Annotated in this window: 26 protein-coding genes; 6 read left to right on the forward strand and 20 right to left on the reverse strand. The window is 71.0% G+C overall.

Translation table 11 applies throughout. The features are described 5' to 3' along the window. Positions 1 to 60: 60 nt before the first annotated feature. Positions 61 to 1,308 carry an acyl-CoA dehydrogenase gene (locus miv_RS09895; RefSeq protein WP_244748936.1) on the forward strand — a complete coding sequence of 416 codons (1,248 nt, stop codon included), beginning with the start codon at positions 61 to 63 and terminating at the stop codon, positions 1,306 to 1,308. A 97-nt stretch (positions 1,309 to 1,405) separates the two neighbouring features. Here the strand turns inward: miv_RS09895 and miv_RS09900 are convergent, their stop codons facing one another. The 10 genes from miv_RS09900 to rpsF all read right to left on the reverse strand — a co-directional run bounded on the left by miv_RS09900 (position 1,406) and on the right by rpsF (position 10,556). Beyond that, complete coding sequence (locus tag miv_RS09900; RefSeq protein ID WP_207182481.1) at positions 1,406 to 1,873, reverse strand: opioid growth factor receptor-related protein; 468 nt, start codon at positions 1,871 to 1,873, stop codon at positions 1,406 to 1,408. Positions 1,874 to 1,903: 30 nt separating this feature from the next. Continuing rightward, positions 1,904 to 2,155: a hypothetical protein gene (locus tag miv_RS09905; protein WP_048425772.1), complete on the reverse strand. Its 252-nt coding sequence runs from the start codon at positions 2,153 to 2,155 to the stop codon at positions 1,904 to 1,906. 92 nt (positions 2,156 to 2,247) lie between these two features. Further along, on the reverse strand, positions 2,248 to 3,348 hold the full coding sequence (gene sfnG, locus miv_RS09910; RefSeq protein ID WP_207182483.1) for a dimethylsulfone monooxygenase SfnG: 1,101 nt from the start codon (positions 3,346 to 3,348) through the stop codon (positions 2,248 to 2,250). A 176-nt stretch (positions 3,349 to 3,524) separates the two neighbouring features. Then, positions 3,525 to 4,775, reverse strand: a complete 1,251-nt coding sequence (locus miv_RS09915) for an acyl-CoA dehydrogenase family protein (protein WP_207182485.1) — start codon at positions 4,773 to 4,775, stop codon at positions 3,525 to 3,527. A gap of 224 nt (positions 4,776 to 4,999) precedes the next feature. After that, positions 5,000 to 6,097 carry an alanine racemase gene (gene alr, locus miv_RS09920; RefSeq protein WP_207182487.1) on the reverse strand — a complete coding sequence of 366 codons (1,098 nt, stop codon included), beginning with the start codon at positions 6,095 to 6,097 and terminating at the stop codon, positions 5,000 to 5,002. A 189-nt stretch (positions 6,098 to 6,286) separates the two neighbouring features. Next, positions 6,287 to 7,774: a replicative DNA helicase gene (locus miv_RS09925; RefSeq protein ID WP_058618431.1), complete on the reverse strand. Its 1,488-nt coding sequence runs from the start codon at positions 7,772 to 7,774 to the stop codon at positions 6,287 to 6,289. A 275-nt stretch (positions 7,775 to 8,049) separates the two neighbouring features. Then, a complete protein-coding gene (gene rplI / locus miv_RS09930) occupies positions 8,050 to 8,619 on the reverse strand; it encodes a 50S ribosomal protein L9 (protein WP_048461103.1) in 570 nt (189 codons plus the stop codon). A gap of 120 nt (positions 8,620 to 8,739) precedes the next feature. After that, positions 8,740 to 9,705, reverse strand: a complete 966-nt coding sequence (locus miv_RS09935; protein ID WP_207182489.1) for a DUF2232 domain-containing protein — start codon at positions 9,703 to 9,705, stop codon at positions 8,740 to 8,742. Positions 9,706 to 9,812: 107 nt separating this feature from the next. Continuing rightward, complete coding sequence (gene rpsR, locus miv_RS09940) at positions 9,813 to 10,064, reverse strand: 30S ribosomal protein S18 (protein ID WP_012332436.1); 252 nt, start codon at positions 10,062 to 10,064, stop codon at positions 9,813 to 9,815. A gap of 3 nt (positions 10,065 to 10,067) precedes the next feature. Next, on the reverse strand, positions 10,068 to 10,556 hold the full coding sequence (gene rpsF, locus miv_RS09945) for a 30S ribosomal protein S6 (protein ID WP_048431271.1): 489 nt from the start codon (positions 10,554 to 10,556) through the stop codon (positions 10,068 to 10,070). Positions 10,557 to 10,972: 416 nt separating this feature from the next. Here rpsF and miv_RS09950 point away from each other — a divergent pair, with 416 nt between their 5' ends. Together miv_RS09950 and miv_RS09955 are read left to right on the forward strand one after the other, a co-directional pair. Next, positions 10,973 to 12,007, forward strand: a complete 1,035-nt coding sequence (locus miv_RS09950) for a DUF2336 domain-containing protein (protein WP_207182490.1) — start codon at positions 10,973 to 10,975, stop codon at positions 12,005 to 12,007. Between the two features lie 205 nt (positions 12,008 to 12,212). Then, on the forward strand, positions 12,213 to 13,910 hold the full coding sequence (locus tag miv_RS09955; protein WP_207182492.1) for a methyl-accepting chemotaxis protein: 1,698 nt from the start codon (positions 12,213 to 12,215) through the stop codon (positions 13,908 to 13,910). Between the two features lie 50 nt (positions 13,911 to 13,960). Here the strand turns inward: miv_RS09955 and miv_RS09960 are convergent, their stop codons facing one another. Next, complete coding sequence (locus miv_RS09960; RefSeq protein WP_058619305.1) at positions 13,961 to 15,106, reverse strand: alpha/beta hydrolase; 1,146 nt, start codon at positions 15,104 to 15,106, stop codon at positions 13,961 to 13,963. 81 nt (positions 15,107 to 15,187) lie between these two features. Further along, positions 15,188 to 15,859 (reverse strand): HAD family hydrolase, encoded by a 672-nt coding sequence (locus miv_RS09965; protein WP_244749046.1) that lies wholly within the window; start codon positions 15,857 to 15,859, stop codon positions 15,188 to 15,190. Positions 15,860 to 16,037: 178 nt separating this feature from the next. Here miv_RS09965 and miv_RS09970 point away from each other — a divergent pair, with 178 nt between their 5' ends. Both miv_RS09970 and miv_RS09975 read left to right on the forward strand, forming a co-directional pair. Continuing rightward, positions 16,038 to 16,406: a hypothetical protein gene (locus tag miv_RS09970; RefSeq protein WP_048425541.1), complete on the forward strand. Its 369-nt coding sequence runs from the start codon at positions 16,038 to 16,040 to the stop codon at positions 16,404 to 16,406. A gap of 509 nt (positions 16,407 to 16,915) precedes the next feature. Then, the gene (locus miv_RS09975; protein ID WP_207182495.1) at positions 16,916 to 17,449 is read left to right on the forward strand and encodes an SH3 domain-containing protein; all 534 of its coding nucleotides are present in this window, start codon (positions 16,916 to 16,918) and stop codon (positions 17,447 to 17,449) included. A gap of 60 nt (positions 17,450 to 17,509) precedes the next feature. Here miv_RS09975 and miv_RS09980 read toward each other — a convergent pair whose 3' ends face one another. From miv_RS09980 to miv_RS09990, 3 genes are all read right to left on the reverse strand, one after another. Next, positions 17,510 to 18,484 carry a hypothetical protein gene (locus miv_RS09980; protein WP_207182496.1) on the reverse strand — a complete coding sequence of 325 codons (975 nt, stop codon included), beginning with the start codon at positions 18,482 to 18,484 and terminating at the stop codon, positions 17,510 to 17,512. A 21-nt stretch (positions 18,485 to 18,505) separates the two neighbouring features. After that, on the reverse strand, positions 18,506 to 18,940 hold the full coding sequence (locus tag miv_RS09985) for a PRC-barrel domain-containing protein (protein ID WP_048425544.1): 435 nt from the start codon (positions 18,938 to 18,940) through the stop codon (positions 18,506 to 18,508). Between the two features lie 66 nt (positions 18,941 to 19,006). Further along, a complete protein-coding gene (locus tag miv_RS09990; RefSeq protein WP_058620463.1) occupies positions 19,007 to 19,474 on the reverse strand; it encodes a DUF2721 domain-containing protein in 468 nt (155 codons plus the stop codon). A gap of 336 nt (positions 19,475 to 19,810) precedes the next feature. On the opposite strand from miv_RS09990, the gene miv_RS09995 reads away from it, so the two are divergent. Further along, positions 19,811 to 20,383, forward strand: coding sequence for a PAS domain-containing protein (locus tag miv_RS09995; protein WP_207182497.1), 573 nt, complete (start codon positions 19,811 to 19,813; stop codon positions 20,381 to 20,383). Between the two features lie 75 nt (positions 20,384 to 20,458). Here the strand turns inward: miv_RS09995 and miv_RS10000 are convergent, their stop codons facing one another. Genes miv_RS10000 through miv_RS10020 form a run of 5 tightly spaced genes read right to left on the reverse strand, consistent with a single transcriptional unit; the run spans position 20,459 to position 26,423 of the window. Further along, a complete protein-coding gene (locus miv_RS10000) occupies positions 20,459 to 21,247 on the reverse strand; it encodes a VOC family protein (RefSeq protein WP_048425546.1) in 789 nt (262 codons plus the stop codon). 12 nt (positions 21,248 to 21,259) lie between these two features. Further along, positions 21,260 to 22,918, reverse strand: coding sequence for an ABC transporter ATP-binding protein (locus miv_RS10005; RefSeq protein ID WP_207182498.1), 1,659 nt, complete (start codon positions 22,916 to 22,918; stop codon positions 21,260 to 21,262). After that, complete coding sequence (locus tag miv_RS10010) at positions 22,915 to 23,766, reverse strand: ABC transporter permease (protein ID WP_207182500.1); 852 nt, start codon at positions 23,764 to 23,766, stop codon at positions 22,915 to 22,917. Before miv_RS10010 ends, miv_RS10005 begins: the two co-directional genes overlap by 4 nt. A gap of 4 nt (positions 23,767 to 23,770) precedes the next feature. Continuing rightward, positions 23,771 to 24,748: an ABC transporter permease gene (locus miv_RS10015; protein WP_207182503.1), complete on the reverse strand. Its 978-nt coding sequence runs from the start codon at positions 24,746 to 24,748 to the stop codon at positions 23,771 to 23,773. Positions 24,749 to 24,791: 43 nt separating this feature from the next. Then, positions 24,792 to 26,423: an ABC transporter substrate-binding protein gene (locus miv_RS10020; RefSeq protein ID WP_207182504.1), complete on the reverse strand. Its 1,632-nt coding sequence runs from the start codon at positions 26,421 to 26,423 to the stop codon at positions 24,792 to 24,794. Positions 26,424 to 26,596 lie beyond the last annotated feature (173 nt).

The following is a 26,596-nucleotide window of genomic DNA, read 5'->3' on the forward strand; positions in this document are numbered from 1 at the left end:
TCCTGGCGGAGGCGGCGCACCCGCGGTAACGTCCCGCCCGAAATGCAAGGAGGAGACGCCATGACCCCCCCGTCCGCCGCGGTCGCGACCCAGACCAACCTCAGCCCGGTGAAGCCCCATGAGGGAACCCGCGGCGCGTTCCGGTGGGACGACCCCTTCCTGCTCGACGATCAGCTCACCGACGACGAGCGCCTGATCCGCGATTCGGCCCGCAGCTTCGCCCAGGAGCGCCTGCTGCCCGGCATCGTCGAGGCCTATGCCGAGGAGAAGACCGACCGCTCACTGTTCAACGCCATGGGTGAGCTGGGCCTGCTCGGCGTCACCCTGCCGGAGGAATACGGCTGCGCCGGTGCGTCCTACGTCGCCTACGGCCTCGTCGCCCGCGAGGTCGAGCGGGTCGATTCCGGCTACCGCTCGATGATGAGCGTGCAATCCTCGCTCGTCATGTACCCGATCTACGCCTATGGCGACGAGACCCAGCGGAAAAAGTACCTGCCGAAGCTCGCCTCGGGCGAGTTCGTCGGCTGCTTCGGCCTGACCGAGCCGGATGCCGGCTCCGATCCCGCCGGCATGAAGACCCGGGCCGACAAGATCGACGGCGGCTACCGCCTGTCGGGCGCCAAGACCTGGATCTCCAACTCCCCGATCGCCGACGTGTTCGTGGTCTGGGCGAAGTCGCCGTCCCACGACAACCAGATCCGCGGCTTCATCCTGGAGAAGGGGATGAAGGGGCTGTCGGCGCCCAAGATCAAGGGCAAGCTCTCGTTGCGCGCCTCGGTCACCGGCGAGATCGTGATGGACGGCGTCGAGGTGCCGGAATCGGCGCTCCTGCCCAACGTTTCCGGGCTGAAGGGGCCGTTCGGCTGCCTCAATCGGGCGCGCTACGGCATCTCCTGGGGGGCGCTCGGCGCGGCCGAGGATTGCTGGCACCGGGCGCGGCAATACACCCTCGACCGCAAGCAGTTCGACCGGCCGCTGGCTCAGACCCAGCTGGTGCAGAAGAAGCTCGCCGACATGCAGACCGAGATCGCGCTGGGCCTTCAGGGCTCGTTGCGAGTCGGCCGGCTGTTCGACGAGGGTCGGATGGCCCCGGAGATGATCTCGCTCGTCAAGCGTAACAATTGCGGCAAGGCGCTGGCGATTGCCCGCGAGGCGCGCGACATGCACGGCGGCAACGGCATCATGGGCGAGTACCACGTCATGCGCCACGCCCAGAACCTCGAGACGGTCAACACCTACGAGGGTACCCACGACGTCCACGCCCTGATCCTGGGTCGGGCCCAGACCGGGCTGCAGGCGTTCTTCTAGAGCATTTTCCGACGAAGCGGATGCCGGTTCGTCGAAGAAAATGCGACAGAACAACGACTTAGAGAGCTTCGCGATTGCAGCGCGATCGTGACGCTCCCTAGGCCAAGGCGCGTCGCCAATACTCGCGGCTCTCCGGGTTCACCGGGGAGCCCGCCTCGTCGTCGAGGCGCAGAACGGCCTCGTGAAAGGCCCGCGCCTCGTCGATCCCGGCCAGGTCGCGCAATGCGGTGAGGATGCGGGTGATGCGCAGGTGGTTATGGTCGAAGGCCCGCCGCCAGCCCGTCGTCCCGGCGTAGAAGCGCAGCATCCGGTCGCGGGCGGCGAGCAGCCCGGCCCGTGCTGCCGGATCGGCCCGGATCACCGCCGCCTCCGCCGGCCGGAGCACCGGGGCGCCCGGCACCGCCCGGCTCGGCTCGGTGAGCGGAAACAGCCACTGGATGAAATCGTGCACGCCCTCGATCCGGGGGTCGTCGAAGGCCAGCACCGTGGCGAGGTCGCGCCCGCTGCCGTCCCGGCCGCGACCGGCGAGAAAGGCGTGGATCGGTCCTGCATCCGCCTCGGTCATGTCCGCCTCCGGCTGCCTCGTGCTGCCGATCTATGGCGAGGCGCAGCGCCGGACAGGTGGTGCGATCGCGCAATCGAGGCTGCATTGCTGGCGCGCGCCGCAGAACCACGACAGGCTGCCGCTCTTGAGGCAGGCGCCGCCGCACTGGCGGTAGGAGCCGTAGATCGGCCGGATGTAGACCGGTTCGGTCAGCACCCGCGTCCGCTCCGCGCCGGGCATGGCCGGGGCGGGCATGGCGGCGAACGCGAGGAGGAGTACCGTAAAGGAGCGAAGGACGATCATCACCGGGCCGCCATGTCGAGCGGCCCGATGATCGGTTCAACGGCGCGACGGGTCGATTAAATTGCACTTCATCGTCGCGACGCGGCGGCCCGTCAGGCGGCCGCCTTCCGTTCGGCCCGCGCCGCCTCCAGGGCCCGCACCCGCGGGATCACCTCGTCGCCGAAATATTTCACGTCCTCCTGGAAGTGCAGGAAGCCGAGAAGCGCCAGATCGGCGCCGGCCTCCTTGAGCGCCAGGATACGCTCGGCGATCTGGTCCGGCGTGCCGATCAGGTTCGAGCGGAAGCCGTCATTGTACTGGACGAGATCCTCGAAGCTCGACTTCGCCCAGTTGCCCTCGCGCTCCGGCGAGGCGGCGCCGGCATTCTTGACCTCGTGGCCGAAGGCGCGCACCGCGTCCGGATCGGCCTGCGCGATGATGTCCGCGAGGACGGCCCGGGCCTCCTCCTCGGTGTCGCGGGCGATCACGAAGGCGTTGACGCCGATCTTGACGCTCCGGCCTTCGGCGCTCGCCTTGTGGCGAATGTCGTCGACCTGGGCGCGGATGTTCTCCGGGGTGTTGCCGTTGGTGAAGTACCAGTCGGAGACCCGGGCCGCCATGTCCCGCGCCGCCCGCGAGGAGCCGCCCTGGAAAATCTCGGGGAGAGGCTCGGCCGGCTTCGGCTTCAGCGTGTAATCGGAGTAGCGGTAGAAATCGCCCCGGAAGGTGAAGTTGTCCTGCGTCCAGATCCCGCGCAGGCTGCGGATGAACTCCTCCGAGCGGCGGTAGCGCTCGTCGTGATCGAGCCAGGGCTCGCCGATCGCCCGGAACTCGCCCGAGAACCAGCCGCTGACGATGTTGACGGCGATGCGCCCTCCGGTGAGCTGCGAGATCGTCGCCACCTGCTTGGCCGCCAGCGTCGGGTTCCACGGCCCGGGCAGGAGCGCGGCGATGACCTTCAACCGGTCGGTGGCGGCGAGCAGCGCGTGGCTGAACGCGACCGATTCGTGCTGGTATTCGGCGCCGTAGCCGGCGGTGAACCGGATCTGGGTCAGGGCGTAATCGAAGCCGGCCCGCTCGGCGATCCGCGCCAGCTCGCGGTTGTAGTCGGCGTCCCAGCTCGTGCGCTGAGGGATCTTGCTGATGACGAGGCCGCCGGAGACGTTCGGCACCCAATAGGCGAAGCGGATCGGCTCGGGATTGTGCTGCGTCATGGCGGATCCTCGCTCGTCCATGGTGAAGAAGAGCCGGCGCCATTCAAGAAAACGGCGCGGTCGACCCCAAGTATCGGAGGCCGCTTCCGCGCCGTCAAAAGCATCGTCGTGCTTTTTTATCGCCTCCGCGGGGAGCCCGTTCTCCCGAACGCGGCCTTCGCGCGGACGATCTTCCGCTACGCCTTCGGGCGCTCGCGGTTGCCGTATTGCGCCAGCTCCAGCCGGGCGATCGAGCGGTTATGGACCTCGTCCGGCCCGTCGGCGAGGCGGAGCGTGCGGATGCGGGCATAGGAATAGGCGAGGCCGGCATCGCTGCTGACGCCCGCGCCGCCATGGGCCTGGATCGCGTCGTCGATGATCTTCAGCGCCATGCGGGGGGCCGCGACCTTGATCATCGCGATCTCGAGCTTGGCGCCCTTGTTGCCGACCTTGTCCATCATGTCCGCCGCCTTGAGGCAGAGGAGGCGGGTCATCTCGATGTCGGTGCGGGCCTCACCGATGCGCTGCTCCCAGACCGAATGGTCGGCGATGCGCTTGCCGAAGGCGACGCGGGTCAGCAGGCGCTTGGCCATCTTCTCCAGCGCCTCCTCGGCGACGCCGATGGTCCGCATGCAATGGTGGATCCGCCCCGGCCCGAGGCGGCCTTGCGCGATCTCGAAGCCGCGGCCCTCGCCGAGCAAAAGATTCTCGGCCGGCACCCGGACGTCGTTGAGGACCACCTCGGCATGGCCGTGCGGCGCGTCGTCGTAGCCGAAGACCGGCAGCATCCGCACCACCTCGATCCCGGGGGTGTCGAGGGGCACCAGGATCTGCGATTGCTGCTGGTGCAGGGGGGCGCTGGTGTCGGTCTTGCCCATCACGATGGCGACGGCGCAGCGCGGATCGCCGACGCCGGACGACCACCATTTGCGGCCGCTGATGACGTAATGGTCGCCATCGCGGTGGATCTTGGTCTCGATGTTGGTGGCGTCCGACGAGGCCACGTCCGGCTCGGTCATCAGGAAGGCCGAGCGGATCTCGCCGGCCATGAGGGGGGTGAGCCAGCGTTCCTTCTGCGCCTTGGTGCCGTAGCGGTGCAGCACCTCCATGTTGCCGGTATCCGGCGCCGAGCAGTTGAACACCTCGGAGGCCCACTGGATCCGGCCCATCTCCTCGGCGCAGAGCGCGTAATCGAGGTTGGTGAGGCCAGCGCCGCGGAAATCGCCGTCGTCGTGCTCGGCCGAGGGCGGCAGGAAGAGGTTCCACAGCCCGGCCTCGCGGGCCTTGGGCTTCAGCCGCTCGATCACCGGCACCGGCTGCCAGCGATCGGCGCCGAAGGCCTCCGTCTCGGCCTTGTAGGTCGGCACCGCCGGACGGACATGCTCGTCCATGAAGGCCCGGACCCGGTCGCGCCAGTGGCGCTGCTGCTCGGAGAGGGTGAAGTCCATGCGCGAAACCTCCCGTCGCCGGGGTCTTCGGCCCCGGCATTCCCGGGCGGGAGCCTAGCGCCAACCGGGCTCGAGCAAAACCGCCTTTTCGAAAGAGGCGGAATGCCTGGGCCGCAGCGAAGCCGTACCGGAGTTTCGAAGGTGCCCCCGTCCGCTCGAGGTGGCTCATACCCTCGATGGCATCCCGTGTCCGCTCGGCGAGCCCCGGGATGGCCCGGAGAATGTCAGTCCCGGTAGACCCGCGCATAGCGCCGCCCGAGCCCGGTCAGGATCTCGTAGCCGATCGTGCCGGCATGGAGCCCTACCGTGTCGAGGTCGAGCCCGTCGCCGATCAGCGTCGCGGGTGCACCCCGGCGCACGGCGTCGGCGGGCGCCTCGGTGACGTCGAGGATGATCAGGTCCATCGAGACGTTGCCGACGAAGGGGCAGCGCACGCCGCCGACCACCGCCTCGCCGCGGCCGGTCGAGGCGCGCGGATAGCCGTCGGCGTAGCCCAGCGACAGGGTGGCGAGGCGCCGCGGTCCCGGGGCGGTCCAGCGGGCGTTGTAGCCGGCGGTGTCGCCGGAGGCGACCTCGCGGACCTGGAGGATGCCGGCCTCGAGCCGCACCACCGGCCGCATCGGGTTGTCGCGCCCCGGCCGCGGATTGCCGCCGTAGAGGGCGTAGCCCGGACGCGCCAGGTCGGTGCGGCAGGAGGCCAGGAAATCGCCGGAGGAATTGGCCAACGAGGCCCGGATCCCCGGATAGGCGGCGCGCACCCGGGCGAACTCGGCGGCCTGATGGTCGGTGAGGGGATCGTGCTCGACCTCGGCGCTGACGAGGTGGCTCATCAGGAGGTCGATGCCGGCCTCGGCGACGACCGGGTCGCCGGCGAGGGCCAGACCCTCCGGCACCGACAGGCCGAGGCGGTTCATGCCGGTATCGACATGGAGCGCCGCCGGGCGGATCGTCCCCTCGGCGCGGTTCGCACCCGCCCACTCGGCCACTTCCTCGCGCGAGCCGAGCACGGGGCGCAGGCCGGCCTCCCGGTAGGCCGGTGCGCTGCCCGGCGGAAAGCCGTTCAGCACGTAGATCGCGGCCTCGGGCAGGGCGGCCCGTGCGCTCAAGCCCTCGGACAGGTGCGCGACGAAGAAGGTGCGGCAGCCTTCCCGCCATAGGGCCGGGCCGGCCTCGGCGATCCCGCAGCCATAGGCATCGGCCTTGATGACGGCCGCCGTTTCCGGGCACGCGGCGGCGTCGGCGAGAATCCGCCAGTTCGCCCGAAGGGCCGAGAGGTCGATGGTGAGGCGGCCGCCATGGCCGATGGGGCTCGAATCGCGCATGCGCCCGGTCTACCCCCCGCAAGGGGGAGGAGCCAAGGGGCGAGAGGGGGCCCGAGTGACCGAAAGTCAGGCTGCCGATCGTCTCGGCTTTCCGTTCGACCGCTCACCGTGTCGGCCCGGGCTCCGCTTGCGCGGGCCCGGGACGACGCGGCGGGTGTCGGCGCCGTTGCGGCAGGCGTCGCCCGGAGGTCAGTGGTTGTCGGGCAGCCGGTCGGACTGGGCGAGGTTCGAGAATCGGGTGATCTCGGCGTCGAATTGCAGCTCGACCATGCCGGTGGGGCCGTGGCGCTGCTTGCCCAGGATCACCTCGGCCTTGCCGTAGACGCGGTTCATCTCGGCCTCCCAGGTGAAGAACTCTTCCGTGCCCTCGCGCGGCTTCTTGTTCTTCACGTAGTATTCCTCGCGGAACACGAACATCACCACGTCGGCGTCCTGCTCGATCGAGCCCGATTCGCGCAGGTCCGAGAGCTGAGGCCGCTTGTCGTCGCGGGCCTCGACCTGGCGCGAGAGCTGCGACAGGGCGATGATCGGCACCGCCAGTTCCTTGGCCAGGGCCTTCATGCCGGTGGTGATCTCGGTCATCTCCTGCACCCGGTTGTCGCCCTTCTTGGACGAGCCCGACAGGAGCTGGAGGTAGTCGACGACGAGCAGGTCGAGGCCGCGCTGGCGCTTGAGCCGGCGGGCCCGCGCCGCGAGCTGGGCGATGGAGATGCCGCCGGTCTGGTCGATGTAGAACGGGATCGTCTGCATGTCCCGGGCGGCGTCGGTGATCTTGTAGAACTCCTCGGGCCGGATGTCGCCGCGGCGGATCTTGTAGGAGGCGACGCCCGATTGCTCGGCGATGATGCGGGTCGCGAGCTGCTCGGCCGACATTTCGAGGGAGAAGAAGCCGACGATGCCGCCGTTCTTGGTCGCGATCGATCCGTCCGGCTGCTTCTCGCCGACATAGGCCTTGGCGATGTTGAACGCGATGTTGGTGGCGAGCGAGGTCTTGCCCATGCCGGGGCGCCCGGCCAGGATGATCAGGTCCGAGGCCTGGAGACCGCCCATCTTGGCGTCGAGGTCGGACAGCCCGGTGGCGATGCCCGAGAGGCGGCCTTCGCGCTGGTAGGCCTTGGCCGCCATGTCGACCGCCGCCGTCAGGGCGTCGGAGAATTTTTGGAAGCCGCCGTCGTACTTGCCGGTCTCGGCGAGTTCGTAGAGCCGGCGCTCGGTCGCCTCGATCTGCTCGCGCGGCGAGGTCTCGACCGGGGCCTCGTAGGCGCCGTTGACCAGGTCCTCGCCGATGGTGATGAGCCGGCGGCGGAGCGCCAGGTCGTAGATCGTCCGGCCGTAATGCTCGGAATTGATGACCGTCGAGGCCTCGGCGGCGAGGCGCGCGAGGTACTGGCCGACGGTGAGGCCGCCGAGGTCGGCGTCGCCCAGATAGGTCTTGAGGGTGATCGGGCTCGCGAGCTTGCCGGCCTTGATCAGCGTGATCGACACCTCGTAGATCCGCCGGTGCACCTCCTCCATGAAGTGCTCGGGGAGCAGGAAGTCCGAGACCCGGTAGAACGCGTCGTTGTTGACCAGGATCGCGCCGAGGAGCGCCTGCTCGGCGTCGATGTTGTGGGGGGCGACGCGGTATTCCTGCTGCACCGGCTCGAGGTTCGCCGTCAGGGTGCTGGGGATGGCCATCCGGCGGGGCTCCGGGCGAGAGGGGTGACGCGGGGTCCGAGTGTCAGATCATAGCCGCTGCGGCGACCATCGCACCGGCATCCTTGACCAAACCTTGCTGAACCGCGCCTTGCCCGGAGAACCGTTGCCGGCTCCCGAAACGAAGGCGGGGCCCGCGACTCGCGTCGCGGACCCCGCCATGCTGGAACAAAGTAGGAACAAGTCAAGCCCGAGGGCCGGGCTTGTCCCCGCTGTCCCGGTTCTCCCGCCCGTGGGCGGGAGAGAGAATGGGGATATCAGCGATCGTCGGCGTCCGGGCCGGCCTCGGCCAGGGCGGCACCGACCTCGAGGCCGAGATCGTCGAGGTTGAACTCCTCGCGGGTCGTGGCCGACTCGCCGCGGGCCTGGCGCTCGGCCTCCTCGGGGCTGCGGGCGATGTTGACGGTCACCGAGACCTCGACCTCGGGGTGCAGCACGACCGGGACGGTGTGCAGGCCGAGCGTCTTGATCGGCTGGGCGATGCTGAACTGGTCGCGGTTGATGGTGAAGCCCTCCTGGGTCACCACCTCGGCGAGGTCGCGCGGGGAGACCGAGCCGTACAGCACGCCGGTCTCGCCGGCCTGGCGGATGAGCACGAAGCTCTTGCCGTTCAGGGTCTCGCCGACCTTCTCGGCCTCGGCGCGACGCTCGAGGTTGCGGGCCTCGAGCTGGGCGCGCTGGTCCTCGAAGCGCTTCTTGTTGCCTTCCGTGGCGCGCAGGGCCTTGCCGCGGGCGAGCAGGTAGTTGCGGGCGAAGCCCGGGCGCACCTTCACGGTCTCGCCCATCTGGCCGAGCTTGGCCACGCGCTCGAGCAGGATCACGTCCATCGTCGTCGTCCTTCGTCTGGGGAGGCCGCGCGGGCCTCCGGGGTGGTGATGGCGGAACTCGCTCCGCCGTCGGGGATCCGGACCGCCTGGGCGGCCCGGGGATTCGCGTCGTCGCTCAGGTCACCGGCGGGGGGTCGGGTCACCGGCCGGGGGCTGGGCGGGCCGGCGCCGGCCCGTGAGGGCGTCGACGAGGCCGAACAGGGCGAGGGCGGCGAGAGCCACCCCCTGCGTGAGGAAAACCAGGACGTAGAGGCCGATCAGGAGCGGCGTGCGGCCGGGCTTGTCGCGGCTGCGGTCGTGGATCGCCGCGAGGCCCTGGAGCGCCAGGGCGGCCGCGAAGGCGCCGACGAGCGCGACCCCGAAGGCGCCGGCATAGCCCGGCGCCACCGCCAGGATCGCCCCGGCGGCGAGGCCCCACAGGGCGCGCCGCGGCAAAGCGGTCGCGGCGAGGTCCGGCCAGGGCCGGGCGAGGCGGCCGGAGATCTGCACCACACGGGCGCCGGCCCAGAGATAGAAGGTCAGGAGCAACGTGAAGGTCGTCGCCATGATGGCGGGGGCGAGGCCGGCGACCCGCTCGGCGATCCGGGCGAGGTCGTCCTCGTCGAGGCCGGCCCCGCGGGAGGGGGTTTCCTGCAGCTGGAGCTGCAGCATCCCCCGGGCGAGGCGCTGGACCCGCTCCTGGTAGGCGGCATGGTCGCCGGACGAGAGCATCACCACGACGACGAGGGCGATGGCGGCGGTGACGGCGACCCAGGCCAGCAGCCGCCCGGTCGGGTACCATTCCATGCCGCCGTCGGCCCGCGTGCGGCCGAGGAGGGCGAGGTAGCCGAGCCACCAGGCGGGGAGGGCGGTGGAGACCAGGAAGGCGAGGCCGCGCAGGGGAGAGGCGGCGAGGGCGAGGGCGAGCGTGCCGGACGCCGCGGCGACGAGGCCGGTCCGGTGGCTCCAGCCCATCGCCACGATCAGGATCGGCAGCGGAGCGAGCAGGTAAAGGGCGAGCGCGAGCGGCGTCGCCTGGACGACGACCCCGATCAGGAGCGCCGAGGCGAGGCCGGCGACGACGCCGATGCCGGTGTGACGAAGCATGAAACCCTGTCCGCTGTCCCGCCGCCCGGTCAGGGCGGGGTTAGAGGCGACTTTTTTCGCCCCAGCGACCCGGCGGCGCGCTGCCGCCGGGTTGATTGGTCAAATGATCAGCGGATCACGTAGGGCAGGAAGCCCAGGAAGCGGGCGCGCTTGATCGCCTGGGCGAGCTCGCGCTGCTTCTTGGCCGACACCGCGGTGATGCGCGAGGGCACGATCTTGCCGCGCTCGGACACGTAGCGCGAGAGCAGCTTCACGTCCTTGTAGTCGATCTTCGGGGCGTTGGGGCCCGAGAACGGGCAGGTCTTGCGCCGACGGAAGAACGGACGACGGCCACCGCCGCCACCAGCACCGAAAGCCATGGCTTACTGCTCCTCGTTCGTGTTGCGCTCGGCGCGCTCGGCGCGCTCCGGACGGTCGCCGCGGTCCGGGCGATCGCCACGCTCGGGGCGGTCACCGCCGCCGAAGCCGCCGCCGAAGCCGTCGTCGTCACGGCGACGGCCGCGCTCACGGTCCTTGCGCTCGTCGCGGTCGCGCTTCTGCATCATCGCGGACGGCTCGGACTCGAGCTCCTCGACGCGCACGGTCATGAAGCGCAGCACGTCCTCGGAGATGCGCATCTGGCGCTCCATCTCGGCGAGGGCCGCCGGGGGAGCGTCGATGTTCAGGAGGGTGAAGTGCGCCTTGCGGTTCTTGCGGATGCGGTAGGCGAGGGACTTCACGCCCCACATCTCGGTCTTCTCGACCTTGCCGCCGTTCTGCTCGATGACGGACTTGTAGGTCTCGATCATCGTTTCGACCTGCTGCGAGGTCACGTCCTGGCGAGCCAGGAACACATGCTCGTACAGAGCCATGATGGGCCTTTCTCAGGGAGACTAGGCCCTCGACCTGATAACGCGGCAAAGCGGTGTCGGGTGTCGGGCCGGTTCGTCCTCGCGTCGCACGGCGCCAAGCCCTTCGAGCCTGCAAAGGCCCGAGCGGTTGTTCGAAGGCGGAGACACGGGACGACGGGGCGAGCCCCTGCGGCGGGTGGGAGACCCGCCGCCGTCCGTTCAGCCCCCGGCCGGAGCGAACGCGAGGCGCCGCCTATAGCAGGTTTCGGGGAAAGGGCAAGGGCGGGATTCCCGAACGCCGCGACGCGCCAGGACCGCAGCGCCTTCGAACGGGGGTCGGCGCTGATGCGTCGATGCCGAGGCCGAGGGTATAAGCCGCGGGTAACCATCGGCCCCTTAAGGTTGCCGCAGCGTTCGCGACAGGATTGTTTCGCCCGATGGCGTCGGCCGCTCTCCCCCGACCCGTGACGACCCCGCCGCGAGCATCCGCCGCCGCGGCGCTCGCCGATCTCGTCGACGCCGCCGAGCGTGTCGGCGACGCGGCCCAGGTCCTCGACGGCGTCGCCGACCTCCTGGTGGCCCGGGCCGGCCAGCTCTCGATCCCGCAGGTCGGGGCCTTCGACGAGGTGATGACGGTGCTGGCGGCGGGCGCCGGCACGAAGGCGCGCGGGCGCCTCGCCCGGCGGCTCGGCCCGCTGCCCCGCCCGCCGCGCCGGCTCGCGCGGCTCCTTGCCTGCGATCCCGAGCCCAGCGTGGCGGTGCCGGTGCTCGCGCGCTGCGCCGCGCTGCCCGACACCGTGCTGATGCAGGTCGCCCGCAGCCGGGGGCCGGTGCATCTCGCGGCCATCGCCCGGCGCGAGACCGTGGCGGCCCGGGTCGCCGACATCCTGGCCGACCGGGGCGACGAGGCGGTGATGGGCACGCTGCTGCGCAATGCCGGCGCGCGGCTCTCGCTCGCCGCGCTCTCGCTGCTGTCGGAGCGGATGGAGGACCGCGACGGCCTCGCCCGTGGGCTCGCGGCGCGTCCCGGCCTGCGTCCGGCCCAACGCGACGCCCTGGTGCGGCCTCGCCCATCCGAGCGCCAGGGGCCGCCCCGCCGCGCCGTCGAGGCGGTCGCCCTGCGGGTCCGCCTCGGGCTCGAGGAACCCGACATCCGCCTCTGGCTCGCCGAAGGCCGGATCGCCGAGGCGATCCTGGGTCTCGCCCACCTCGCCGGCTGTTCGCCGGAGCGGGCACAGGCCGCGTATCGCGCCGCGAACCCGGCGGCCCTAGCCCTGGTCGTCCGCGCGGCGGGCTTGCGGCTCGCGACCCTGGGCGCCCTCCTGCGCGCCCGCGCCGGCGCCGCCCTCACGCCCGAGCATGCGGGCGCCGCCGTCCAGGCCTATCGGGCCATGACGGTGGCCGAGGCGCGGGAAGGGGTGGCGGCGGACGCCTCGGCGTGGATCCGCGACAGGCAGCCTGCCCGGCCGTGAGCGGCGTCTCCCGAGGCGGGGAGCGGCATCCGCCATGGCCCACCTCCATCTCCATTCTCTCCAATCGAAACGGTATTTATTCTCAGAGTCGATTTGCGCTTAACTTGTTAAGCCGCCGCAGTCATCGAATTGTCGCAGAGTCTCAGAATTTATTAACCCGTTTCTGATGTGTTTCTAATCCTTAGTCTTTACCCGGGCCATGTCGATGAACCTCCTCGGCAATACGCGCATCCTGATCAAGGCCACGTTGCCACTCGTCATCGTCGCGGGCGTCGCCGGCGGACTCGTCGTCTATGCTCGGAGTAACTTGGCGCAGATGGCCGTGCAGACGCGCCAGCTGGTCGAGGTGCAGGCCGCCCGTCTCCAGAACATCATGAACGTGCAGATCACGGCGACCGAGGCCAGCGTCCTGAGCCGGAACCTGGCCATGGAGTTCCGCCAGGAGGAGATGGCCGGCTACGTCCAGCGCTACGATGCCGCGAAGAAATCCGCTCTCGCCAGCGCCGACACGCTGATCGCCCTGTCCGATACGCCGGAGCGCAAGGCCGCGAATACGGGGCTGCGTGAGACCTTGAACGAGTTCTTCGCGATCTCCGAGCGGGCGAACGCCTTGGGCTTGAAGAACCAGAACGACGCGGCCGGCAAGATCCTGCTGGTCGATGCCTCGCCGTTGCGGCGGAAGGTCCGCGACTTCGTGCAGACGCGCATCAACCTGCTGACCGTGGAGTTCCAGCAGGCGAGCGACAAGGCCGACCAGGCCGCGGCCTCTGCCGGGCTGGTCCTGGCCGCATCCGCGGTCTTGGCCCTGCTGGCTTCGCTGTCGGTCGCGATCCTGATCGTGGTCTTCGGCATCACGCGGCCCCTCGGGCGCCTCGTCGGGGTGCTCCAGCGCATGGCGACGGGCGAGACCAATGCCGAGATCAAGGAGGCCGCCCGCGGCGACGAGATCGGCGCCGTCGGGCGCGCGGTGGACGGCATCAAGGCCATGGTCGCCCAGAAGGCGGCCGAGCAGGCGGAGATCCGCCGCGTGGCCGACGCGGCCGCCGCCGCCGAGCGCAAGCGCACGATGGTGGAGCTGGCGGACGGGTTCGAGCGGGCCGTCGGCGGGATCGTCGGCCTGGTCTCTTCCTCGGCCACCGAGCTTCAGGCAACCGCCGGCACGATGACCGCGACCGCGACGCAGACCGCCTCGCAATCGACCGCGGTCGCGGCCGCGGCCGAGGAGGCGGCCTCGAATGTCGGCACGGTGGCGGCGGCGGCCGAGGAACTCGGCGCCTCGGTGCAGGAGATCGGCCGCCAGGTGCAGGGCTCGGCCGGTCTGGCCCAGGCGGCGGTCGGCGAGGCGGACAAGACCGGCCAGCTCGTCCAGGCGCTGCGCACCACGTCGGCCCGGATCGGCGACATGGTCGGGCTGATCTCGAACATCGCGAGCCAGACCAACCTGCTGGCGCTGAACGCCACCATCGAGGCGGCCCGGGCCGGCGAGGCGGGGCGGGGCTTCGCGGTGGTGGCCGCGGAGGTGAAGGAACTGGCCAACCAGACCGCCAAGGCGACGGAGGAGATCGCCGGCCAGATCGGCGAGATCCAGGGCGTGACCGATCAGGCGGTCTCGGCCATCGGGGCGATCACCGGGCGGATCCGCGAGATCAGCACGGTCGCGGTCTCGATCGCCTCGGCGGTGGAGCAGCAGGGCGCGGCGACGCAGGAGATCGTCCGCAACGTCAGCCAGGCCGCCTCCGGCACGAGCGAGGTCACCCACAACATCACGGGCGTCGCCCACGCCTCCGAGGAGACCGGCGCGGCGGCGAGCCAGGTTCTGTCGGCAGCCTCCGAGCTGTCGCGCCAGTCCGAGCACCTCTCGGCCGAGGTGCACCGCTTCCTGGACAATGTGCGGGCCGCGTGAGTCCGTCTCGGCGGACGTGAGGCGCGCGCAGGGCGCCCCTCACGCCGTCCTCACGGTTTTCTGGGCTCGGTCCCGAGATGCTTGTCGAGGAAGGCCGCGATCTCGCCGAAGGCCTCGCGGGTCTCCGGCGCGTCCGGGTTGAACAGGTACTGGGCATGGCTCATGCCCTCGAACACCTGAAGCGACGCCTCGACCCCGGCCTGGCGCAGCTTGCGGTGGGTGCGCACGGTGTTCGACAGGAAGAGGTCGCGGGTGCCGGTGGTCAGGATGGTGGGCGGCAGGCCGCGCAGGTCTCCGTAGATCGGCGAGAGCTGCGGGTCGCGCAGGTCGCGGCCGGCGGCGTAGAGCTTCGCCGCCCGGGTCAGGACGCCGTCGTAGGAGACCAGCACGTTGTCCAGCCACTCGTTGGCCTTGTAGCTGTCGCCGGTCTCGGTCAGGTCGGACCACGGCGTGCCCGGCGCGATGGCGGCCGGGAGCGGCACCCCCTCGCGCTTGGCCCGCAGCATCAGCGCCAGCGCCATGCCGCCGCCGGTCGAGGTGCCGAACACCGCCATGTTGGCGGCGGGCTGCAGGGCGAGCGCGGCCTTCCACACCGCCATGGCGTCGTCCATCGCCGCCGGGTAGGGGGCGTCCGGGGGCATGCGGTAATCGAACGAGATCACCGTGAAGCCGCCGAAGGCCGCCATCAGCACCGCCTCGAGGGTGCCGGCCTCGCCCGGGTTGTAGACATAGCCGCCGCCATGGATGTGGACGAGCAGCCGGTGGCGGTTGCGCTCCGGCACTTCCCTGGGGGCGACGATCCAGGCCTTGACCCCGCCGATCACCTCGGGGGTCGAGACGACGCCGAGGCGCTCGCGCAGGGCCGGAAGCGGCGCGGCGGTCTGGGCCGCGAGCTTGGCCACCAGCGCCTTCCACTCCGCGGCGCTGCCCGGATCGGCGTTCCAGGCCGGCACCCGGTAGGGCGCCGCGATCGCGGCCTGGAATTCGGGGCTCACCGTGCCCGGCACCGGAATGCGCCGGCCCGGCACCGTGCGGGGGCCCGCGACGGCGTTGGCGGCATTCTGGGCCGCCTCCATCCGGGCAAAGTCCGAGGCGTCGGCGCTCGGGGGCGCCGGCTGCTGCGCGAGGACGGACGTCGGCAGGCCGACGGCCAGGGAGACCAGGGGCAGGGCGGCGAGGCGGCGCGGGCCGGGCAATGAACCGTATCCTGTCGGCACGAGATCCGCACGATTCGCACGATGGATCCCATCCGGCAAGACATCCCCCCGCCGGCGCCCCTACGGCAATCCGCGCCTCAGGATGGAGCTGTCGTAGCCGTCCAGCAGGTCCTGCGGGTCGCGATAGATCGCCATGCAGCCGGCCTCGCCGAGCTGCGCCTCCGGGAAGCCGCCGCACAGGACGCCGATCACCGGCAGCCCGGCCTTCACCGCGGCCTCGGCATCGTAGGGCGAATCGCCGATCACCACGGCCTGGCCCTTGGCGGGATGGCCGAGTTTCCCGAGGGCGGCCTCGAAGATGTCCGGATGCGGCTTCGAGCGGTCGGCTTCGTCGGAATTGGTCGCGACGTCGACGAGGTCGCGGATGCCGGCGATCTCCTGGTAGCGCTCGACCTCGTCGGCCTTGCCCGAGGAGGCGAGCGCCAGGACGTGTCCCTCCGCCTTCAGGCGCTCGAACAGGGCGCGCACGCCGGGAAAGGGCCGGACCTTCGGCAGGTACTCGTCGGTGAACAACGTCGAACGGAACGTCTCGATGGTCTCGCGGTCGCGCTCCAGGCGCTCCTTCGGCACGAAGACCGGCATCAGCTGGTCGCCGCCCTTGCCGATCTGGCCGCGGACCTCGTCCGGCGAGACCGCGATTCCGAAGTGGCGAAAGGCCTCCGCCCAGGCCGCGGCATGCAGGTCGACGCTGTCGAGCAGGGTCCCGTCGATGTCGAAGATCAGGTTTCGGATCACGGGGAAACGCCCTTCGTCTGTTGCCGCCAGGCACGAAAGCCCGGCAAAGCGCCGGAGTTCCCCGGCGGACGAGCGGGGCCGCTGGCCTTCGGGGGCCCCGGCCATTAGAGCTTCCTGCAACGCCGCGCCCCGTTCGATGCGGGAGCGCCCCTGACGTCAGATGTGGGAAGTGCCGATGTCCGTCCTGTCCAGAGCCTGCCTCGTCGCGGCCGTGGCCGCGCTCGCGGGCGGCTGCATCAACAATCCCCTCGGCCAGGTCGGCGGCGTGCTGCCGGCGGGCGATGTCGGTCCGCCGCCCTCCCTGCGCGGCGACGTGAAGCTGCCGGCCCGCAGCAACGGCGACCTCGCGCAGGCCGCGACCGAGCCGACCCGCCGTCTCAACGTCCCGACGAGCACCCGCGCGTCCGGCGACACCCTGAGCGCTCCGCCCCGCCGCATCCGCCGCGACGAGATCGAGGGCGAGGGCGGCCCCAGCGGCAGCAACGGCGGCTTCTCGCCGACCATCGGCTCGGGCGGCTCGGTCGGCCTCGGCGGCAAGTTCTAAGCAGATTTCGCCGAAGTGGTTACCGGTTCGGCGCCAAAAATCTGCGACAAAACAAGAACCTAAGCGGGCGAAGCGTTGGCCTGCCAACGCAAGTCTGCTTAGAGCCTCTTCCGGCGAGGCGGGCACCGGCTCGTCGAGGGAAAAAGCTTCGAAGCCGAAGACTTTGAAGCCAAAGACTTTCAAGTCGAAGTTCTGAAGCCGTGCCCGGTTGCGATGCGATCGGGCACGGCTTCGGGGGAGCCCGCCTCGCGCGAAGTCCCCGGACCGCCCCGCCGGGCGGCGCCCGCGCCCGGCGACGATGCGATGCCCCGCGCGCACGGGAATCCGGGTGTCCGGGGCCCGTCCGCACACGGGACGACGACTTCGCGCCGGACGACGATCTCCGCCGGAACGGTGGATTGCGTTGCTCGGCGCGTCCCATAGGGTGTCGCGCGACGGCTGCGCCACGCCCCGGACTGCGCTCGATGACCCGATCTCTGCTTGCGATTTCGGTCCTGACGATCGGGATGATGCCCGCCGTCGCTGCGGCAGCACCCAACGGCTGCACGATCGGCGGATGGTCGATCGTCACGGAGGCGGGGGGAGTGCCGGTGCGGGCCGGCCCGTCGCCCGGGGCCCCGATCGTCGGCCGGCTGCCGCCCGCGGTCGATTACGAGGGCGGCCTCTTTTCCGGGCGCGGGCCGGAATTCTCGATCGTCGAAGCCGATGGCGGCTGGTTCCGGATCGCGAACGTCTACGTGCAGACCGTCAAGGAGGACGACGTCGAGGAGGTGCCCCTGAACGTGACGGGCTGGATCCCGGGCCGGGCCATCTATTTCGGCCTCCAGACCTATAAGGGCTTCGCGAAGCCCGATCCCACGTCCGAGGTCGTCTACAGGTTCGGCGAACTCTCCCATCCGAGGGACTGGCTGGCCGTCACCGATTGCCTCGGTGAATGGGCGCAGATCGGCTACGGCACGCCGCAGGACGAGAAGCGGATGTGGGTGCGCGGCATATGCGCCGCCCAGGAAACCAGCTGCGACGGCGTCAAGGGCGACAACTGACGTCGGGCACGGCCTCTCGACTGGTCCACACGGACACGTGCCTTGCGAGGCGCGGCAGCGTCACGGATCGCCGGGATCCATCCCGGCCTGCATGACGGCCCGCTTCGCCCGGGCGTCCTTCTTCACCCTCGTTTCCCGGGCCCGGGTGTTTTCCCGCAGGCGCCGCCGGCGCTCCTCGAGACCGGCCCGGGTCGCCGGCCACCAGCCGCGGTCGGGAGCGTCGGCGGCGGCAGCCGGTACCGTCTCGGTGAGTTCCCCGAAGGTCGGCATTCGCCACCAGGCCCAGACCAGCGGTCCCGGCGCGGTGATGGCGGGATAATGGGCCAGGGCCTCCGTCTCGGCCAGGGGGGCGTCGTCCAGCGCCTCGAACACCACCACCCCGGCGCCGGCCGCCTCGACCGCCGCCCCGAGGGGCGGGGGATCGCCGCGCGGCACCGGATGGCGCCGGCGGCGGCGCTCCGCCTCGGCGGCGGGATCGCGGGTCGCCTCGCGCCGGGCGCGCCTCGCCTCGGGCTCGTTCGCGGCGGCCGCTTCCTCGATCGCCCCCCAGGCGGCCTTCAACGCCTCGTAGGAACGCCAGGGCACCCGCCAGGCCCGGATCTCCGGCGCCCAGGCGGCGAACGGGATGGTGCGCAGGGTGTCGACCACCCTGCGGGAATAGGGCGTGCGGACCAGCAGCGCCTCGGGAGCGGCGTCGAGATAGCGGCTCTCCAGCGGCTCGAAGGCGTAGGCGTCCCGGCCCTTGTCGTCGCCGTAGGCGTCGAGCGCCGAGATCTCGCGGGCAATCCAGGCATCGGCCCGCTGCTCGGCGGTGGTGCCGGGCACGAACCAGCGCCGCAGCTTGCGCCGCCAGCGGGCGGTCGGAAAGCTCTCCTTGAAGCGGGCGAGGAGCGCACGGTCGAACGGCATCGCCACGAGCACGCCGGGGCGCTTGGCGGTGCCGGGCGCCACCGCGAAGCCCGCCCCGCGGGCGACCTCGCCCTCGGGGGCGCTCGCGTCGCCCGGTCGATCCTCGTCCTGCCCGCCCTCGGACATGCCAGCCCTCAGATCGCTCCTTCAGATCGTCGGCGCGCGGCCGCCGTAATAGTCGTCGAGGCGCCCGCCATAGGCCGGGTCCGTGAACGGATCCTCGTCCGGGCCGTGGCGCGGCGCCTCGGCCAGCGTGCCGGGATCGATGTCGATGACGTAGCCGCCCAGGCGCACGTCGTAGGTCAGGGCCTTCCAGGGCACCGGGTGATGGTGCTCGCCGAAGCCCAGGAAACCGCCGAAGGACAGGACCGCGTAGGCGACCTGGCCCGTCACCTTGTCGACCATGAAGTTGTAGACGCTGCCGAGATGCTCGCCCTTGCGGTCGTAGACCGCCGTGCCCTCGACCTTGTTCGAGGCGATCAACCGGCGGGTCTCGTCGAGGGCGAGGCCGTCGCCGGACGGGTCGAGCTCCATCGTGCCGGGCTCGCGCAGGGCGCGCTCGTTGGGGAGTTCGGTCGGCATGGCGGGCTCCGTGACGCAGTCAAACCAGTCTTCGGGGAACCGTCCGGCCCGACGAGGGTTCCGCGCTCAACGGGACCGCTCGCCCTCCTCGTCCTGTCGTTCGGCCACTTCGGAGCGCACGGTCCGGCTCGCCAGCATCATCTCGACCGCGAAGGCGGTGAGGGAGGCCAGGGTGCAGACGATGGCGGCCCCGAACAGGCTGAACAGCAGGCTCGCCACCGCGGCGTCGCGCAGGGTGCCGAGGAACAGGGTGAGCACCGCGCCGCAGATCGCCACCCCGCCGAGCGCCGCGATCACCACCGCCACGTCGAGGGCGAGGCTGCGTCGGCGCAGGTCGCGCAGCCTCGCCTGGTCGCCGGGCCGCTCGGCGATGCGGTCGGCGAGCTTCTCGACCTGGTCGGCGATGCGGGCGTGGCGGGTCGAGAAGACGTTCAGCAGCGTCGCGATGCCGGAGAGCAGGAACACCGGGGTCAGGGCGACCTGGATGATGTGGGCGGTCGAATCGACCTGGGACGGATCGGCGGAGGGAATCATGCAACTCGGGAGGAATGGGCCGGGACGGACCTGGATCGCACGGTCCTGACGTTTGGGAAAGCACTCTTTCAACAGAGCAGTCTTGGGTCGACCTGCCAGAATGTAAGGCGGGCGCCGCAAGAAAGATCCAGCCTATTGCCGGTCGGGTCCCACGCGTACGAAACCTGACAACTCTGACCTGCCCGTCAAGGTTGCGGGTGATGGATTGGTTCAGCCAACCATGAGTCCATCGACGCTTGACGATAGATTATTATAATAATATTTGCACTCGCTGAGGTTGCAAGGTCCGGTGCGGACAACGCCCGCCCGTGATCGCGAAATCGGCGGAGGTCGTGCGTGCGGGGACGAGGGACGGAATGGAACGAGCCTCCGCCGGGTGCACTGGCGGCGGCCTCCGCGGCGTCGGACGCGGTCGCGACCTGGCAATGGGACATCGGTACCGACATCCTGTGGGGCGACGACCGCATGGCGGCTCTCTACGGAGTCGATCCCGCTCGCCTGCGCGGCGGCACGCCGGTCCCGGTCCTCTTCGACTGCATCCATCCGGACGACCGCGGGACGGTAGCGGCCCGCATCCGCCGGGCGGCGGAGGAGGGCGGGTCCTACGTCGTGCCCTATCGCCTGCTCGCACCCGGGGGTCGGATCCGCTGGGTCCTGTCCTGCGGCCGCTGCGCCCACGATGCGGCGGGTCGGCCGACGGAAGGGCGGGGCGTCGTGATCGACCTGACCGGCGCCGAAGCGCATCCCCTCGAACGCGCCGCGGAGCACGGCCTCGCCGTCCGCCGCGCGGTCGACGACTGGCACGATCCGTTCCTGCGGCGCCTCGCCGACATGCTGCTGATGGAGATCGGCCGCCACCTCGCGGCCGACGAGGTGCCTCGGGCACCGGAGAGCCGCCGGACGTACTGACGGGCGGCACGCGCTCCGCCGGATGTGCCCGCGTCGCCGGTGCCGCCGAAGCGGCCGGCTCGGCGCAGGGAGTCGTCAGGCCGTCGTGATGGCGAGCTGCGCGCCGTGGGCGAGGCGCGGATCGAGGTTGCCGGTCGTCTTGCCCCGGAACACGGCGGCCACCGGGCCTTCGCCGCGGCTCGCCAGCGCCTGGGCCAGGGCGCCATCCGTGCCCGACGGGCTCGCCAGGGTGACGGTGGTGCGGGGGCCGAGCGGCAGGGTCGCGGTGCGGGCCGGGCCGCCCAGGATCTCGGCCTCCACCACCGGCGCGTCGGCCCCGGTGCCCAGCAGCGCGGCGTAGCGGGCGCGGGAGGCCTCGACGTCGCGCACCGCCACCGTGACGGAGGCGACGCCGGTGACGCCGTTGTCGTGCCGGCGCACGTCGCCCTCCTGCACGCGCAAGGAGCGGGGCGTGACGTCGCCGCACAGGAACGGCACGTCGGAGCCCGGCGCGCGGGCGGTCTTCCAGTCGAGCCGCGCGCCGTCCGGCCGGAAGCGGCCGCCCGCCACCGGATCCGCGATGTCGAGCCCGCGCCCCTGCGCCGCCTTCACGTCGGCGTCGATGTCGCCGGGCAGGAGCGCGTGGTCGAGGAAGCCCTCGCCGGCGCGGTGGTAGACCTCCGACCAGCGGTTGCCGGGCTCGGGTTTCTTGAAGGCGATCAGCTCCAGGTAGGCGCCGTCCTCCAGCACCACCAGCACGTTGTGGGTGACGCCGTTCTGGTGCTCGCCGCCGCGGATCACCGTGAAGCCGAGGCTGGAGTAATCCGCGAAGGCCGCGTCGAGGTCGGCGACCGCGATCACCAGGTGGTCGAGGGTGAGGGACATCGGGTTTCCTCTTCAGACGGCCGACACGGCGGCGGGAATCGGAGCACGGCCGGGGATCCAGCCGCGGCCGGGCACCGCATCCAGGAGGGCGCGGGTATAGGCGGCCTGCGGGGCGGAGAAGACCTCCGCGGTCGGGCCGGCCTCGACGACGGCACCGTCCTTCATCACGGCGATCCGGTCGCAGATCTGGCCGGCGACGCGCAGGTCGTGGGTGATGAACAGCATCGACAGGCCGAGGCGGTCGCGCAAACCGTCGAGCAGCGCCAGCACCTGGGCCTGGACCGACACGTCGAGGGCCGAGACCGGCTCGTCGGCGACCAGGAGATCCGGTTCCAGCGCCAGCGCCCGGGCGAGCCCGATCCGCTGGCGCTGGCCGCCGGAGAATTCATGCGGCAGGCGGTCCATCGCCGCGGGATCGAGCCCGACGAGGCTAAAGAGCTCGCGGGCCTTCGCCATGGCGTCGGCGCGGGAGACGCCGTGCAGCATCGGCCCCTGCGCCACCAGTTCGCCGGCGCGGCGGCGCGGGTTGAGCGAGGCGAAGGGGTCCTGGAAGACCATCTGCACCCGGCGGGCCTCGGCACGCATCGCCCGGCGCGAGAGCGAGGCCAGGTCCACGGGACCGGCGCCGGTATCGCCGAGCCGGATCGTGCCGGTCTCGGGATCAAGCAGGCGGACGATGCAGCGGGCGAGCGTCGACTTGCCGGAACCCGATTCGCCGACGATGCCGAGCGTCGTGCCCCGGGGCAGCGACAGGCTCACGTCCCGCACGGCGTGGGTCACCCGGGGACGGCCGGAGAGGAAGCCGCCGCCCTTGCGGTAGGTCTTCGAGACGCCCTCGATCGTCAGGATCGGCGCGGCGTCGGTGCCGGGGCGCGGGGCGCGGGGCAGGAGCGGCGGCACCGCGCCGATCAGCGCCCGCGTGTAGGGCGCCTGCGGCCGGTTCAGCACGGCGTCAGCCGGGCCCTCCTCGACGAGGCGTCCGGCCTGCATCACGGCGACCCGGTCGGCGATCTCCGCCACCACCCCGAAATCGTGGGTGATGAACAGCACGCCCATGCCGCGCCGCGCCTGGATCTCGCGGATCAGCGCCAGGATGCGCCCCTGCGTCGTCACGTCGAGCGCGGTGGTCGGCTCGTCGGCGATGAGGAGCGCGGGCTCCAGGGCGAGCGCCATGGCGATCATCACCCGCTGGCGCTGGCCGCCCGAGAGCTCGTGCGGATAGGCCCGGAGCGCGGCGCGCGGGTCCGGCATCCGCACCTCGTCGAGCAGCGCCAGGGTCTTGTCCCGGATCGCCCGGGCCCCGAGTCTCGTGTGGATGCGGAAGGTCTCGGCGATCTGGTCGCCGGCCCGGCGCAGCGGGTTCAGGGCCGTCATCGGCTCCTGGAAGATCATGCCGATCTTCGCCCCCCGCAGGCGCCGCATCTCGGCTTCCGACGCGCCGACGAGGTCGCGGCCCTGAAACAGCACCGCGCCGGCATCGGGCCGCACGCCGGGGGGCAGGAGCCGCATCACCGTGTTGGCGAGCACCGACTTGCCCGAACCCGATTCGCCGACGACGCACAGGATCTCGTTGGCCGCGAGCGTGAGGGAAACGTCGGAAAGCGCGTGGCTCCGGTCGGCCCCCGGCGGCAGGCGGACCGAGAGGTTCTTGACCGAGAGAAGTTCGCTCATGCCGGGGCCTTCACGGGCGCGGGGCCGCGCAGGCGGGGGTTGAGGGCGTCGTTGAGGCCCTGGCCGACCAGGGATACGGCGAGCACCGTCACCAGGATCGCGACGCCCGGAATCGCCGAGACGTACCATTGGGTGCGCAGCACGCCGCGCCCGGCACCGATCAGGTTGCCCCAGGAGGCGACGTTCGGGTCCGAGAGGTTGAGGAAGGCGAGCGCGCTCTCGAGCAGGATCGCCACCGCCATCACCACGCTGGCATAGACGATCACCGGCGGCAGGGCGTTGGGCAGGATCTCCCGGGCGATGATGCGGGCATCGCCCATGCCGAGCACCCGGCAGGCCTGGACGAATTCGCGGTTGCGCAGGGTCAGGAACTCCGCCCGCGTCAGCCGCGCCGGGGCCGGCCAGGAGACGAGGCCGATCGCCACCGTGACGGTGGTGATGTCCGAGCCGAACACCGCGACGAGCACGAGGAGCAGCAGGAAGTTCGGCAGGGTCTGGAACGCTTCCGTCACCCGCATCAGGACGTCGTCGACGAGGCCGCCGTAGAAGCCCGCCACCGCGCCGACCGCGATGCCGATCGCGATCGCGATCACCGTCGCGACGAGGCCGATCAGGAGCGAGACCCGGGCGCCGTGGAAGATCTGGGCGGCGATGTCGCGCCCGCTCGCGTCCGTCCCGAGCCAGACCTTCGGATTCACGAAGGGCCATTGCAGCGGCCGGCCGGCGAGGCCGAGCGGGTCCTTGGGAAACAGCAGGGGCGCGGACAACGCCACCGCGATCACGAGGAGGAGGAGCACGGCGCCCAGGAGGGCCGCCGGGTTGCGCGCGTAGCGCCGGAGGGCCGCCATCGCGTCAGCGCCCCGCCGCGATGCGCGGATCGAGCCGGCCGTAGATCAGATCGACCAAGAAGTTCACCGTGATGACGAGGAGCGCCGACACGAACACGATGCCGAGCAGGGTGTTGAGGTCGCGCTGCACCACCGATTCGTAGGCGAGCCGCCCGAGGCCGGGCAGCGCGAACACGCTCTCGACCACCACCGAGCCGCCCAGCATCGTCCCGGCCTGGAGACCCACCAGGGTCACCATGGGGAGCAACGCGTTGCGCAGGGCGTGGCGCACGATGATCCCGGTCTCGCCCAGCCCCTTGGCGCGGGCGGTGCGGACGTAGTCGAGGCTCATCACCTCCAGCATCGAGGCGCGCATGATCCGCAGATACGTGGCGAGGAAGACGAGCGCGAGCGTCAGGGTCGGCAACACGAGGTGGCGGGCGACGTCGAGGACGTGGGCGAGACCGGTATAGCCGGCGCCGACCTCCTCGAAACCGCCGGCCGGCAGCCAGCCGAGATGGATCGCGAACAGCACGATCCCCATCAGGCCGAACCAGAACGAGGGCGTGGCGTAGAACATCAGCCCGAGCGTCGAGATCAGGGTATCGGGCCATTGCCCGATCCGCCGCGCCGCCAGCACGCCGAGGAACGTCCCGCCGAGGAACGCGAGGGTGAGGGACGCGCCCATCAGCAGCAGGGTCACGGGCAGCCGCTCGGCGATCACCATCGCGACCGGCTTGCCGTAGATCGCCGACTGGCCGAGGTCGAGCTGCACCAGCCGCCACAGGTAGCGCCCGAGTTGCGCCGCCGCCGGCAGGTCGAGCCCGTAGTAACGGCGCAGCTCCTCGGCGGTCGCCGGGTCGCCGCCGCCCATCTGGGCCATCAGGGCGTCCACGGTGTCGCCGGGGGCGAGCTGGAGCAGCAGGAAGAGCCCCGCCAGGATGACGAGGAGCGTCGGCAGGCTGGCGGCGAGGCGGCGCAGCGCCAGGAGAAGGATCGTCATGCGATGGCCTGGGTCGGGGCGGCGTGCCTCGCGAACGGGGTCGTCACGCCTCGATCCACGTGTCGTGCCAATCGCCCGAGCCCCAGCGCGGGGTGTTGTGATCGCCGTGCACGCGCTTGCTCGTCGCCGACAGGAAGGTGCGCTCGGTCATCATCCAGACCGGGATCTCGTCGTTCACCGCCTGCACCCACCGGGCGTAGAGCGCCTTGCGCTTCACCGGGTCGAGTTCGCTCGCCGCCTCGTCGGTGAGACGGTCGACGAGGTCGGATTGCCAGCCGTACTGGTTGGTCCAGGGCGCGCCCTTCGGCGAGCCGGAGCGGTACCACACGGTGGTCGAGACCGCGGGATCGCCGCGGTACTGGTGCCAGCCGGTGGCGAGGTCGAAGTTCCAGTCGCGGTAGACGGTGGAGAGGGCGCCGGCCGTGTCGAGGTTGACGATCTCGACCTTGATCCCGACCGCCTGGAGCGATTGCTGGATGAAGGTGGCCAGCAGCGGCACGTCCTCGCCGTTCATGATCGGCACGAGCTTCAGCGAGAAGCGGGTGCCGCCTGCGCCGCGCTTGAACCCGGCCTCGTCGAGGAGTGCCGCGGATTTCTTGGGGTCGAACGGGTAGGGGACCGGGTTGTCCGGGTAGAACGCCGTCGAGGAGGACGGGATCGGCCCGGTGGCCGGCTTGCCGAGACCGTAGATGAAGTTCTCGATGAAGAACGGCACGTCGATGGCGTGCGCGATCGCCCGGCGCACCCGCACGTCGGCGAGCTCCTTGCGGCGGGTGTTGAATTCGAGCGTGTTGTTGAAGGCGTTGGCCTCGAGCCCCTTGCTCGACACGGTGAAGCGCGGATCGGTTTTCAGCCGGTCGAGGTCGGCGAGCGCCAGCGCGTTGTAGGTCGAGAGCTGGACCTGGCCGGTCTCGAGCGCCGCGGAGGCCGCCGCCTTGTCGGTGATGAAGCGCCAGACGATCCGGTCGAGATAGGGAAAACCCTCGCGCCAGTAGGTCGGGTTGCGCTCCGCGATGACGTGCTGGCCGCGCTCGTAGGACACGAACTTGAACGGCCCGGTGCCGATCGGCGCGGTGTTGGCCGGGTTCTCGAGCACGTTCGTGCCCTCGAAGACGTGCCGGGGCGCGACGTAGCCGAGGTCGCAGAGCGCCCGCAGCAGCAGGTCGAGGGGCATCGGCCGGGAGTACCGGAACACCGCCGTGTGGGCGTCGGGGGTGTCGACGGCCTCCAGGTAGAGCTGGAGCTGGGTGCCGTAGTTCAGGTACTTCTTCCACATCTCCATCGCGGTGTACTGCACGTCCGCGGAGGTGAAGGGCTTGCCGTCGTGCCAGGTCACGCCCTGGCGCAGCCTGAAGGTCACGGTCTTGCCGTCCGGCGCGGCCTCCCAGGCGGTGGCGAGGACACCGGCCGGCCTGCCGTCCTGGTCGAGGTCGACCAGCGGCTCGACGATCTTCGAGGTGATGACGTAGACGCCGGTCGAGGCGCGGATCGACGGGTTCAGCACCCGCTGCTCGCCGTTGAGCTGCACCGTCAGCACGCCGCCGCGCCGGGGGGCGGCGCCCTTGGGACCCGCCGCTTGCGCCAGCGCTTGCGTCAGGGCCGCCGGGCTCCAGGCCGCGGTGCCGAGCGCGAGGAGGCCGGCCCGCTTGAGGGCGTCGCGGCGGTCGATGATCATCGGGGCATCCCTGTCGTCGTTCGGGCGCCATCCTTGCTGCAACGCAGCGCCGGCGCAATGGACGAAGCGTGGCAATTTCCAGGTTGCCCGGAGAGGATTCGTCTCCCGGCGGCGCGATCCGGAGAATTCGTGTCGTCACTTGGCCGCGGCGGGGGTTTCGGCAAGGGGTTTCG

Origin of the sequence: Methylobacterium indicum (assembly GCF_017347565.1) — a bacterium.
Taxonomy (GTDB): Bacteria; Pseudomonadota; Alphaproteobacteria; order Rhizobiales; family Beijerinckiaceae; genus Methylobacterium; species Methylobacterium indicum.